General features: G+C 67.5%; 12 protein-coding genes. 5 read left to right on the top strand and 7 right to left on the bottom strand.

Features of this window, described 5'->3' with window-relative positions:
* Nucleotides 1-10: 10 nt before the first annotated feature.
* From ACUDCK_RS11610 to ACUDCK_RS11590, 5 genes are all read left to right on the top strand, one after another.
* A complete protein-coding gene (locus tag ACUDCK_RS11610) occupies nt 11-2617 on the top strand; it encodes a [protein-PII] uridylyltransferase (protein ID WP_054502817.1) in 2607 nt (868 codons plus the stop codon).
* 75 nt (nt 2618-2692) lie between these two features.
* Nucleotides 2693-3406 (top strand): MarC family protein, encoded by a 714-nt coding sequence (locus ACUDCK_RS11605; protein WP_144658129.1) that lies wholly within the window; start codon nt 2693-2695, stop codon nt 3404-3406.
* Between the two features lie 67 nt (nt 3407-3473).
* The gene (locus ACUDCK_RS11600) at nt 3474-3956 is read left to right on the top strand and encodes a disulfide bond formation protein B (RefSeq protein ID WP_054502818.1); all 483 of its coding nucleotides are present in this window, start codon (nt 3474-3476) and stop codon (nt 3954-3956) included.
* A 107-nt stretch (nt 3957-4063) separates the two neighbouring features.
* The gene (locus ACUDCK_RS11595) at nt 4064-4363 is read left to right on the top strand and encodes a nucleotidyltransferase family protein (RefSeq protein WP_244976897.1); all 300 of its coding nucleotides are present in this window, start codon (nt 4064-4066) and stop codon (nt 4361-4363) included.
* A gap of 4 nt (nt 4364-4367) precedes the next feature.
* Nucleotides 4368-4868: a M48 metallopeptidase family protein gene (locus tag ACUDCK_RS11590; RefSeq protein ID WP_054502820.1), complete on the top strand. Its 501-nt coding sequence runs from the start codon at nt 4368-4370 to the stop codon at nt 4866-4868.
* A 32-nt stretch (nt 4869-4900) separates the two neighbouring features.
* Here the strand turns inward: ACUDCK_RS11590 and ACUDCK_RS11585 are convergent, their stop codons facing one another.
* From ACUDCK_RS11585 to ACUDCK_RS11555, 7 genes are all read right to left on the bottom strand, one after another.
* Nucleotides 4901-6322 carry an efflux transporter outer membrane subunit gene (locus ACUDCK_RS11585; RefSeq protein WP_175167447.1) on the bottom strand — a complete coding sequence of 474 codons (1422 nt, stop codon included), beginning with the start codon at nt 6320-6322 and terminating at the stop codon, nt 4901-4903.
* A gap of 10 nt (nt 6323-6332) precedes the next feature.
* Complete coding sequence (locus ACUDCK_RS11580; protein WP_054502822.1) at nt 6333-7262, bottom strand: efflux RND transporter periplasmic adaptor subunit; 930 nt, start codon at nt 7260-7262, stop codon at nt 6333-6335.
* Nucleotides 7255-7449, bottom strand: a complete 195-nt coding sequence (locus tag ACUDCK_RS11575) for a DUF1656 domain-containing protein (protein ID WP_054502823.1) — start codon at nt 7447-7449, stop codon at nt 7255-7257. Before ACUDCK_RS11575 ends, ACUDCK_RS11580 begins: the two co-directional genes overlap by 8 nt.
* Complete coding sequence (locus ACUDCK_RS11570) at nt 7439-9451, bottom strand: FUSC family protein (RefSeq protein ID WP_175167448.1); 2013 nt, start codon at nt 9449-9451, stop codon at nt 7439-7441. The genes ACUDCK_RS11575 and ACUDCK_RS11570 overlap by 11 nt, the downstream gene beginning before the upstream one ends.
* A 241-nt stretch (nt 9452-9692) precedes the next feature.
* Nucleotides 9693-10625: a LysR family transcriptional regulator gene (locus ACUDCK_RS11565; protein WP_054502824.1), complete on the bottom strand. Its 933-nt coding sequence runs from the start codon at nt 10623-10625 to the stop codon at nt 9693-9695.
* A gap of 111 nt (nt 10626-10736) precedes the next feature.
* Complete coding sequence (locus tag ACUDCK_RS11560; RefSeq protein ID WP_054502825.1) at nt 10737-11597, bottom strand: DMT family transporter; 861 nt, start codon at nt 11595-11597, stop codon at nt 10737-10739.
* Nucleotides 11598-11604: 7 nt separating this feature from the next.
* Entirely contained in the window at nt 11605-12489 is an 885-nt protein-coding gene (locus ACUDCK_RS11555) for an SIS domain-containing protein (protein ID WP_116793427.1), read from the bottom strand.
* Between the last annotated feature and the right edge of the window lie 65 nt (nt 12490-12554).

Genomic DNA, 12554 nt, shown 5'->3' with positions numbered 1-12554 from the left:
GTCCGCCACCATGACCGCCGACATTCTCAGCACCCTGCGCGAACGCATCCAGGAATCCCGGCGCGCCGCGGTGGCCCAGTTCCGCGAGCACGAACGCCCCGATACGCTGCTGGGCGAACTGCGCCGCATCGTGGACGCGGCGCTGCGCGACCTGGTCAAGCACTATCCCCTGCCCGCCGGCGCCACGCTGGCCGCGGTGGGCGGCTACGGCCGCGGCGAACTGTATCCGCACTCGGACGTCGACCTGCTGATCCTGCTGCCCCACGCCCCCACCGCCGACGACGAATCCGCCATCGAGCAACTGGTCGCCTCGCTCTGGGACCTGGGCCTGGAGCCCGGCCACAGCGTGCGCACCATCGAGGACTGCGAGCGCGAGGCCGACGCCGACATCACGGTGGAAACCGCGCTGCTGGAATCGCGCTGGCTGGCCGGCAGCCGCGCGCTGATGAAAAAGTTCGAGGCCGCCACCCAGTCGCGACTGGACGCGCGCGCGTTCTTTCGCGCCAAGCGCGTCGAGATGCAGCAGCGCCACGCGCGCTACCAGGACACGCCCTATGCGCTCGAACCCAATTGCAAGGAATCGCCCGGCGGCCTGCGCGACCTGCAGGTGATCCTGTGGATGGCGCGCGCGGCCGGCTTCGGCGAGAACTGGCGCGCGGTGGCGCAGGCCGGTCTGCTGACCCCGTCCGAGGCGCGCGACCTGCGCAAGGCGGAACAGGCTTTCAAGCGCCTGCGCATCGAATTGCACCTGCTGGCCAAGCGGCGCGAGGACCGCGTGCTGTTCGACCTGCAGCCGGCCCTGGCCGAGGTCTACGGCATCCACGCCACGGCCACCCGGCGCGGCAGCGAACTGCTGATGCAGCGCTACTACTGGGCCGCGCGCCTGGTGACGCAGCTCAACGGCATCCTGGTGCAGAACATCGAGGAACGCCTGTTCCCGCGCCCCGACAGCGATGCGCGCGACATCGACGACGATTTCCGCAACCTGCGCGACCGCCTCGACATCATTCGCGACGACGGTTTCGAGCGCAACCCGACGCTGTTGCTGCGCGCCTTCCTGGTGATGCAGCAGCATCCCGAGCTGACCGGCATGTCGGCGCGCACACTGCGCGCCATCTGGCACTCGCGCCATCGCATCGACGCGCAGTTCCGCCGCAACCCGGTCAACCGCAAGCTGTTCCTGCAGATCCTGCAGCAGCCGCGCGGCGTCGTGCACGAGCTGCGCCGCATGACCATGCTGAACATCCTGCCGCGTTACCTGCCGGTATTCCGCCGCATCGTCGGCCAGATGCAGCACGACCTGTTCCACGCCTACACGGTGGACCAGCACACGCTGGCGGTGGTGCGCAACCTGCGCCGCTTCACCATGCCCGAGCACGCCCAGGAATATCCGCTGGCCAGCCAACTGATCGCCGGCCTGGACCGCCATTGGCTGCTGTACGTCGCGGCGCTGTTCCATGACATCGCCAAGGGCCGCGGCGGCGACCACTCCGAGCTGGGCGCGCGCGAGGTGCGCAAGTTCGCCCACGACCATGGCATGGAGCCGGAAGACGCCAAGCTGGTTGAATTCCTGGTGCGCCAGCACCTGCTGATGTCGGCCGTGGCGCAAAAGCGCGACCTGTCCGATCCCGCCGTGATCCAGGACTTCGCCGCCACGGTCAAGGACGAACGCCACCTGACCGCGCTATACCTGCTGACAGTGGCCGATATCCGCGGCACCAGTCCCAAGGTCTGGAACGCCTGGAAGGGCAAGCTGCTCGAGGACCTGTACAAGCTGACCCTGGCCGCGCTGGGCGGCGCCCATGCCGACGCCCACACCGTCCTGACCGAACGCCGCGAGGAGGCCGCGCGCCTGACCCGCCTGGCGGGCCTGCGCGACGACGCGCGCGAAGCGTTCTGGAGCCAGCTCGACGTGGCCTACTTCCTGCGCCACGACGCCTCCGATATCGCCTGGCATACGCGCCACCTGTATCACCAGGTGGCGCCGGCCCACGCGGTGGTGCGCGCCCGCCCCACCGAACAGGGCGAAGGCCTGCAGATCATGGTCTACACGCGCGACGTGCCCGACCTGTTCGTGGCCATCTGCGGCTACTTCGACGCCAAGTCGCTGTCGGTGCAGGACGCCCGCATCCACACCACCCGCCACGGCTGGGCGCTGGACAGCTTCATCGTGCTGCTGCCCGAAGGCGCCAGCGACCTGCGCGCGCAGGCCACGCTGGTCGAGCACGAACTGGCCGAGCGCCTGAAGGACGCCAAGACGGCCGCCCAGGCCCCCGCCGCCCGCGGCGGCTACTACGGCCGCGGCCGCCAGTCGCGCATGTCGCGGGTGTTCCCGATCATGCCGCAGGCCGAGCTGCAGCCGGACGAGCGCAGCACCTCGTGGCGCCTGTCGGTCACCGCGACCGACCGCCCCGGCCTGCTGCACGCCCTGGCGCGGGTCTTCGCCCAGCATGAAGTGAACCTGCTGATGGCCAAGATCATGACGCTGGGCGACCGCGTGGAGGACGTCTTCATCGTCGATGGCGCGACGCTGACGCGGCCGCGCAGCCAGATGCAGTTCGAGCGCGACATCCTCGATGCGCTGGCCGGCGACGAGGTCCGGCAACAGGCCGCCTGAAGCCGGACCGGCGCCCCATCGCCAGACAGCCGCCGACCGCATACAATCCGGTTTTCGGCTTGGCGATACCGTGCGATGGAGCTAAACGAATACCTGCGGGTGCTGGGAACCAGCTTCTTTTTCGCGCTGGCGACGCTGCTGCCGTTTCTGAACCCGCCGGCGATCGCGCCCATCTTCCTGTCCCTGACCGAAGGCGCCTCGTCCGCCACCCGCACGGTGCTGGCCAAGCGCGTCGCCGTCAACGTCGGCCTGATGCTCATCGTCGCCATGGTCGCCGGCAACGTGCTGTTGGGCTTTTTCGGCATTTCGCTGTCGATCGTGCGGGTGGGCGGCGGCATGCTGGTCATCGCCAGCGCCTGGCGCCTGGTCAATTCCCCCGATGCCGACACCGAGCGCGTGGCCCGCATGGCCGAATCCTTCACCCCGGAAATGGCCAAGGCGCGCGCTTTCTACCCGCTGACCTTTCCCATCAGTTGCGGTCCCGGCTCGATCGCCGCGGCCATCACGGTAGGCGTGTCGCTGCGCGACCAGAACCACGTGCTGAGCCTGCTGCGCCTGGGCGGTTCGATTCCCGGCATCGTGGTCGTTTCGCTGACCTTGTACGTCTGCCTGCGCTTTGCGGCGCAGATGCTGCACCGGCTGGGCGATAATGGCACCGCCGTTTTCATGCGCATGTCGGCCTTCATCATGCTGTGCCTGGGCGTGCAGATCTTCTGGGAAGGCTCGCGCGAGCTGCTGCTGGGGGTATTGCAGCAGGTCATGCAACCAATTCCGATTCCCAAGGCCTAACGCCTGGCGGCCGGACCGGCCATCCCCCGGGGCCCCGCCCCCGCGAACCCCTTACCTTGCAACAACCATGACTTCTCGTTCAGAACGCCTGCTCCGCCTGATCGCCCTTTTCAGCTTCGGCGCCGTCGGCATCGCCCTGATTTCCCAGTACGTCTTCGACATGCCGCCTTGCGCCTGGTGCGTGATGCAGCGCCTGATCTACCTGGTGATCGGCGTCATCGCCCTGATCGGCGGTTTCGGCGGCGGCCGCGCGCTGACGCGCATCTGCGCGTCCCTGGCCGCCCTGCTGTCGATCAGCGGCATCGCCGCGGCCTGGTACCAGTACACCGTGGCCGCCAAGATGCTGTCGTGCGACCAGACTTTCGCCGACCGCTTCATGACCGGCATCGGCCTGGACGGCAGCGTGCCGTGGCTGTTCGGCATCTACGCCACCTGCATGGACGCGGTCGTGCCGGTGCTGGGCATCGAGTATGCGCTGTGGAGCCTGGCGCTTTTCGTGATCCTGCTGGTCATGGCGCTGGCCGCGGCGTTCGGCCGTGGCCGCGCCTGAGCCGCACGCCTCGCCATTGGAAGCGCCCCACGCCGAACGCCTGCGCGCCCTGGTCCGCTATCGCGCACCGCCTGGGCGGCGCCGCGCCGGACGCGCCCTGGGAGGTGGTGAACCAGGCGCGGGTCCACCTGTGGCGCCGCGACGGCTGCATTGCGCCGCCCCCGCTGGCGTCGCTCGCGGCCGGCATCGCCACCTGGCCGGAGACCGCCACCTGTATCGGCGTATCGCTGGACGCCGGCGATCACCTGCGCATCCTGGCGCCGCACGGCCTGGAGGACCTGTTCGACCTGGTGCTGCGGCCCAGCCCCGGACTGCGCGACCCCGCCCTCTACACCCAACGGCTGCGGGCCAAGCGCTACACCGAAAAATGGCCGCGCCTGCGTGTGCGGCACCTGCCTCTTTCCTGACGCGATGAAATACCTGACCGGCTATCCGGAAACGCTGCTGGCGCAGGCTCGCGCGCTGCTCGACCAGGGCAAGCTCGGGCCGGCGTTGCGGGCCCGCTATCCCGCCGGCGCGCATGGCGTGCGCACCGACAAGGCGCTGTACGACTACGTGGTGGACCTGAAGAACACCTACATCCGCAACGGCGCGCCGCTCAGCAAGATCGCCTTCGACAGCAAGATCCACGTGATCCAGCACGCCCTGGGCCAGCATACGTTCATCTCGCGGGTCCAGGGCGGCAAGCTCAAGGCCAAGCACGAGATCCGCGTGGCCACGCTGTTCAAGACGGTGCCGGAGGAATTCCTGAAGATGATCACGGTGCACGAACTGGCGCACCTGAAGGAGAAGGACCACAACAAGGCCTTCTACAACCTGTGCCGCTTGATGGAGCCGCAGTATCACCAGTATGAATTCGACCTGCGGCTGTACCTGACCCACCTGGAGGCCAGCGGCGAGAGCCTGTGGTGAGGCCAGCAAGAATGAGGCAGCAATGCCGTGCCCTACCCTCCCGCGCCCAGCGCCTTGTACAAGGCAATGCCTGCTTGCAACTGCGCCAGTTGACTGAGGGCAAGCGACTCGCGCGCCTGGTTCAGGCTGCGCTGGGCCAGCAGCACCGGCAGGTAGGCGCTTAACCCACGCGCATAGAGCCGGGTCGCCTGTTGCAGGGCCTGTTGGCTATCGGCTGCGGCCTTCTGCAACGCGGCTTGCCGCTGGCGCTCGCTGGTCCATGCCGTCAAGGCGTCTTCCACGTCACGCAAGGCCGCACGCACGTCCCGCTCGTAGACGCGCCGCACGGCGTCGGCGTTGGCCTGCGCCGCCGTCACGCCTGCCTTCGCGCGGCCGGCGTCGAAGAGGGACTGGCTGCCTTGCATCGCCGCCGACCACGCCAGGCTGGCGCCCGAGAACAGGTCGTGGATAACGCTGGCGGTGGTGCCGAACCCCAGGGGAATGCGGAACGAGGGAAAGCGCGCGGCCTCGGCCACGCCGATCTGCGCGGTGGCGGCGGCAAGGCGTCGTTCGTCCGCACGCAGGTCGGGGCGTTGGCGAATGAGGTCCGAAGGCAGTGACAGCGGCAAGTCTTTCGGCATGCGCAAAACGGGCGCGGGCGTTGCGAGGTCGGCATGCCAATCGCCGGGAAATCCGCCCGTCAGCACACCGATGGCATGGCTGAAACGGGCGATGTCCGCATCCAGCAGAGGTGGTAGCGCCTCGGCCGCTTCGCGCTCGGCGCGGGCCTGGGTGACGTCGGCCAGCGTGCCCAGGCCGCTGCGGTGCGCCCATTCGGCCAAGCGCTCGGCTTCGGCCAACGTGCGGATATTGTCCTGCGCGATGGCCAAACGCAGTTGCGCGGCGCGCAGCCCGGCGTAATCGGATGCCAGTTCGGCCACCAGGCTCACTTGCAGCGCGCGATGGTCCTCCGCCAGCGCCTGGATGCCGGCATCGGCGGCCTCGACCGCGCGGCGCGTGCCGCCGAATAGGTCCAGCTCCCAACTGGCATCGAATCCCAGGCGCCAGGTTCGTGCCTGCCCGCCGGGCTGCGCGCCGAGCGCCTTGCTGCCGCGCACGGCCTCGCCGGCGGCGCCGACCGAGATTTCAGGCATGGCGGCCGAGGCGATCTGCACGCGTTCGGCGCGGGCCTGACGCAGGCGCGCCAAGGCAATATCCAGGTCCTGGTTATGTGTCAGGGCCTGATCGACCAGGCGGTCGAGCAAGGGATCCTGGAAGGCGCGCCACCAGGAACGCAGGCCATCATGGTCGCCATCGGACATGGCGGCGTCGGCCTCGATCCAGTGCGCGGGCACGTCCAGCACCGGCGGGTGGTAGTCCGGACCCACGGCGGTGCAGCCGGTCAGGGCCGCCAACAGCGAGGCCAGCATTGCCTGTCGAAGGTGCGGCGGCGTGCGAGGGACGGGTGCATGCATGGCTTTGTCCTCACATCCAGCGGTGCAGCAGCGAAATCAGCCGGCCCTGCGGTACCGGCGTGCCTGCGGAAGGCGTGACCTCAATGCTGCCGGTCATGCCGGCGGCCAGCACGACCTCGCGCGGGACATGCTCGAACTCGACGCGCACGGGAATGCGCTGCGCCAGCCGGACCCAACTGAAGCTGGGCTCCACACTCGGCAGACCCTGTGCGTCGGCCTGCTGGTTGCTATCGGCGATGCCACGCCCGATGCTGGCTACCCGCCCTGGCAATACCTGGTCGAAGCCCATCAGGCGGATGCGCGCTGCCGCGCCGGGCTGGATGCCGCGCAGCTTGGTTTCCTCGAAATAGCCGGTGATCCAGAAGCTGTGGGCGTCGATCAGGGCGAGGTTCGGCTGGCCCGCCACGGCGTAGTCGCCCTTGTTCAAGCGCAGGCGCGTGACGTAGCCATCGGTCGGCGCACGCAGTTCGGTACGCGCCAGATCCAGCTTCGCCCTGTCCACGGCGACCCGCGCACCGCGCAGTTCGGCCTGGGCAATGGCAACGGCCTGATTCGCCCGCTGGATGTCCTCGGCAGGCACCAGGCTTTCCATGCCCCGGCGCCGCCGCGCCTCCTCGGTTTTCTGGCGCAGGGATGCCTCGGCCGCTGCCAGCCGCGCCTCGGCCTGGGCCAATTCCAGCGTGAAGCTGGCATTGTCGATGCGATAGAGCACCTCACCCCGATTGACGTATTGGTCGTCCGCGACCGAGACTTCGGCGACGGTGCCTGACACTTCGGGAGCGATGCGCACGATCTGCGCGCTGACGCGGCCATCACGGGTCCATGGGGCGACGACGTAGGCACGCCACAGCGCGCTGACCAGGAACCCCGCGGCAACGACCACTGCGAGAGTGAGTCCTGCCCGCAGCAGGCCCCGGGCGGGAAATGAACGTTCAGACATAAAGCACCAACAGGGAAACAAGGCAAAGGGAAAGGGCGAACTCGAACAGGCCTGGATGCCACACCCAGCGCAGCATCCCGCTGCGCGCCAGCACGAACCGAAGGCCCAGATAGATCGGCAGAGCCAGGCAGGCGTAGGCAAAGAAGGGCGGCAGGTAGATGCCGGCCAACGAGAATTCACTGAGCATGGGTTTGGCCTCCAGAGGGGGACTGAGCGTCGTTTGCATGGCGCTCCAGCAGCGCGGCGATGTCGAGCAGCACGGCTGTCACGCGCCGCGCGTCATCCATCGAGGCGCCGGACCGCGCCGGCAAACGCGCCAAGGAGGCCGCCGCGCGGCGGGCATGGCGCGCGGCCCGCAGCGGATCACCGGCCCGCTGGCGCATATGGCGCAGCGCGCGTGCCGCCAAGCGCGCCCACTCGGCGTCCTGGGGCGCCTGGCCAAGCCAGCGTCGCAGGCGCAGGACTTCCCGGCCCAGATGCAGGCTGGTCAGCGCCCGGGCAATAGCACGATCCATCGCCTGCGGCTGAGTTTTGAGCAAGGCGCCGAGTTGCGCGATGCGATGCTGCTGGCGCCATTGCCAGGCCGACGCGTCTGCCGGGTCGCCGCCCAAGGCGCCCAGCGCCGCGTCGCGGATGCGCTGGCGCAGGCGCGTGACGTCGCGAGCCCCGTTGCGCGGCAGCACGATCCTGAAGCCCAGCAGCGTGAAACACGTCGCCAGGATCCAGGCGACGGCACCATTGAGGAACAGCGCAAAGTCGTAGCGCATCGGGTTGTCGGCCGCCGCCAGCGTCGTGAACGCCACCAGGTAGGCCACGCCCGCCAAGGCATGGCGCGGCATCGTGGTGGCATACACACCGGGCAGCCAGAACAGGCTCAGGATCACCAGCAGCAGCGGCAGGCCCGAGACGTGAGGCAGCACGATGAAGGTGCACAGGAAGGCCATCGCCACGGCGGCCACCGTGCCCTTGATGAATTCGACCGCGCCCAACGCGGGATTGGGCGCGGTGGACAGCAGCGCGCAGGCCGCCGCCAACCCCGCCAGCATCATGTTGCCTTCCGTCCAGCCGGTGGCGATCCAGAAGGCGCCGCCCATCAGCACGGTCAACAAAGCGCGTACGCCGTTCTGAAGGGCTGCCACCGTGTCGCGGTGGAATGGCACGGACACGCGCGCCGGCGTCGGCCTGGGTTGGTGGAAACGCTCGTTGCCTTCGAGGGCTTGCTGGTAATCGTCGAGTTGCTCGAGCAAGCGATCGCCCGCGATCATTAGTGTGGCCTGCTCGGAGGCGTCGTCGAACGAGGTGGCGGTGAGCGCGGCCACCAGCCGGGCGCGCAGGTCGGTCAACAGCCGGATGGCACGCGCTCTTCCGGCCGAGCCAGGCTCCTGCGCCAGCGACTGGCCCACCTCCCGCCATGCCCTTTCCCAGTCCGGCTGCAACGCTCTCAGTACAGCGAGACTGGCGCTTTGCCCGCTCAGGGGCGGCGCACCGCCCACAAGAGCGGAAAACAACGACACCATTACCTGCCGCACCGTGCCGGCACGATGGGCCAGGTCGGCGGATTCGGCCTTGCCCAGCGCCAGCAGATCGTCCACGCCATAGACCTCGGTGATGAGAGAGCGCCGTCCGGCATCGAGGGGCTTGGCCTCTGCGGCGTCGCTGCCTTGAATGGCCTGGTGATGCGTCGCAAGCACTCCCGCCGTGGCGACCGCAAGACGGTCGAGCGCCGCGGCCAGGCGGCTGTGCACGCTGCGGCTGCTGAAGAGAGCCGAGACCAGCGCCAGGCAGACCACGCCGATCATCACGGATGCCCCGCGTCCCATTACTTGGTCGAAGGTGCGCTCCGGGTGCTGCATGGCGCCGTAGGCCGCCAGGCCCACGGTATAGCCCGCCAGCGCGGCGCCATAGGCCCGGAAATGACGCAGCAGGGTCATGCCCACCACGCACACCCCCAGCCACAGGCCGAAACCGAGCAGGAACAGCCAGGGCATCTGGCCGAAGGCGCTCATCAGCACGAAGGCCGCCAGCATGCCGATCAGCGTGCCCAGTACGCGCCACACCCCCTTGCCCATCACGCCTCCCTGGACGGGGTTGATGACCAGCAGCACGCTGGAAGCCGCCGCGTAGGGCGCGTGCAGTTCCAGCAGATAGGCCACCACCAAGGCCAGGCAGGCGGCCAGGAGCGAACGCATCACATAGGTCGCCCGCGGGGTGGTCAGATCGAGATAAGGCAGGCCATGCGCCAAGCCCTCACGAAGCCGAGAGCGGCGTAAAGAGGCGCCTGAATCCGCGTCAGGCACGTTAGCCGAATGCACGATGCAACCCTTCCACAGTGATCAATACGCGTCACTGTAGGCAAGGCTGAGCATTGCTAAAAGTGAATTTATTGCACTCGGATGATTGCTCAAAACGCACGCATAGCGCGGCGATCGGTCAGGGCTTGACGCGCTTGGCGGCCTGCGCGTGGTCCTCGTTGCAAAGCGTATGGATGGTCTGCCGCAGCCACTGATGGGCCGGATCGCCTTCAAGGCGCGGGTGCCAGGCCTGGGTCAGCAGCACCGTTTCCAGCGGTGTCGGCAGGTCGAACACGCGAATACGCAAGCCCGCCGACAGCGCGGTACTGGCCAGATGCCGGGGCAACGGCAACAGCAGATCCGAATCTTGCAATGCGAACAGCGCCGTGTACGGATTGGGCAGCACCAGGGCGACGTGTCGGCGCAGCCCCTGCGCCTCCAGTGCGGCATCGACCGGCCCGGCGGCCTTGCCACGCCGCGACACGTTGATGTGCTCCCAGCGCGTGAGGCGCTCGGGCGTGATTTCTTCGTCGAAGATGGGATGATTGACGCGCGCGACGCCCACGAACGTCGTGGTGAACAGGGCTTGAACCCGAATTTCCGGTCCGAGCTTGCGCGAGGCGCTGATGAACAGGTCGATGCGGCCGCTGCGCAGCGCCTCCTCGTCCACATCGTCCTCCTCTGGCGAAAAGCGCAGCATCGCCCGCGGCATGTCCCGTGCCATTGCATCCAGGAGATGACCCAGATGGATGCTCACGAACTCATCGGTGGCGCGGACGCTGAAACGCCGATCCAGCGATTTCAGGTCGATCTCGGCATCGGCAGCGAACACCTGCGAGGCCTGTTCGACCGCCAGCCGCACCTGCTCACGCATTGCCAGAGCCTTGGGCGTGGGTATGAGCTTGCGGCCGACCTGGACGAACACCGGGTCGCCCAACGCCTCACGGATACGGCCCAAGGTGCGGCTCATCGCCGGCGCGCTCAGATGCATGCGGCGCGCGGCACCGATGACGCTGCCCTCGTCGAGCAGCGCATCCAGCGCCAGCAGGAGATTGAGATCAGGACGCGACATGGCTGGCCCTATGATTTACCTTCATGCAATCATAGGCTCTTCCGAATAGCGAATGAAGCATTCAACGGCAAGCCTGTATTCCGTTCATCATCAACTGATGAACAACAGGCATTACAGACTGATCGCCACGATTCCGATCAGCACGATGCCCGCACCCACGATGCGGCGCGCGAGATGGCCCTCACGAAAGATCAGATACGCGAAGAGGGAACCGACGATGATGGACGACTCGCGCAAGGGGGCGACGAGCGCAATGGGAGCCGCCTGCATGGCGTTCAGCACCAGGATGTAGGCCAGTGGGGAGAAGACAGCCACAATGAGAATAGGCGCGGCATTGGCACGAAGTGCCGCAGGCATGTGCCGCCGATGCCGCAGCGCGCCCGGTGTCAGAGCCAGGCTTTGCAGCAGAAGCGTCCCCGCGTAGTAGCTTACTGGCGCGACATGCAGCGACGTGACCGCGTAGCTGTCCCATAGGGTGTAGCTGGCGATGGTGGCACCCGTGGCGGCCCCCCAGAGCATCCCCTGGAGTGGACGGGGACTGCCGCTGCGGAATGGGTTGCCAGTGACGACAAGCACGCCTGAAACGACCAGGAGCGCGCCGAACACCGCGACGACGTTCAGCCGCTCGCCCAGAACGAGAATCGCGAACAGCATCGTCAGCACCGGCCCCGTGCCACGCGCGATCGGATAAACCACCCCAAGATCGGCGCGATCGTAGCCGGCCTGCAAGGTCAGCGAGTACGCGATGTGCAATGCCGCCGAAACAGCCGCGGCCATCGCGAGCTGCCCATCCATCGTCCGCAGCCCGTGCGCCATGAGACCGACCGCGATAGGGATCCACAACAGTGTCGACGCGAAGCTGTACGCCCAGACGAACAGCAAGGTGTTCCCCTGTTTGTACTTCGACGCCAGGTTCCACACCGCATGCGCTACCGCTGCGGCAAGAACCATGGCAATGGTGTCGGGCTGCATCAGGGCATCAGGAAATGTCAGGCAGATCAATGCCTGCCCGCTCGGCCAGGCGGCTGCGATCTGGATCGCGCAGCGCGAGGGTGGCGACCAGCGCGTCAAGCACGACGAGTTGGGCCAACCGGCTTGCCGCAGCGGCCATCTGTGCCGGTAGCGGCGCGCCGCCGACGACAAGCGCGACGTCCGCGAGGGCTGCCAAAGGCGTGTCGTACTGGTTGGTGATGGCAATCAGCGAGGCGCCGGCCGATGACGCCGCATCGGCAACGGCAAGCGTGGATGACGTGCGGCCAGTCGAACTGACGGCGATGACGACGTCCTCGGCGCCCAGGAGCCGCGCCGCAATCATGGCCGACAAGTGATCGGTGATGCCTACCGTCATCACGCCGACCGCGCGCAGACGGAAGACAGCATCGGCGGCCACCGTCGAGGAAGGGCCGGCACCGAACGCAAAGACCTGCCGCGCGCGCTGGATCAAACCCACGGCCTTATCCAGCGCAGGGAGTTCGATGGCCCCGCCCAGCGCAGTGAGTGCATCGGCGCCGGCACGGATGGAGGTTTCCAGCACGGAGCCCGACGTCGCATCCGCGCTGAGCACTTCGGGCGGAGCGAAGAACCGGGCTGTGCCGCGGGCACGGGCTATCTCGATCTTCAGCTCGGCAAAGCCGCTGAACCCAAGCGCACGCGCCGCGCGGATCACCGTTGGCGGCGAAACGCCGGCCTGGGCGGCAACCTGAGCGGTCGTGCTGACGCCAACAAACAAAGGATCGGTGAGCAGCAGATCGACAACCTTCGCCTCGCTCGCGGCGAGGTCGCCGCTTCGCGCTTGAATGCTGCCGATCCATTGCTGCAATCGGCGCTCGCCTTCTGTAATAGAATTACCATTATCTTTATTCATAGGTAATATATTACATGCACCGCATGAGGGGCACAACGGCCCATGCACAGATGGCGTTAAAGGAA

The organism is Achromobacter sp. CF-sbj1-Ac2-l (assembly GCF_052698165.1).
The sequence above is the reverse complement of the archived record's forward strand: the minus strand, read 5'-3'. Positions and strand labels throughout refer to the sequence as shown.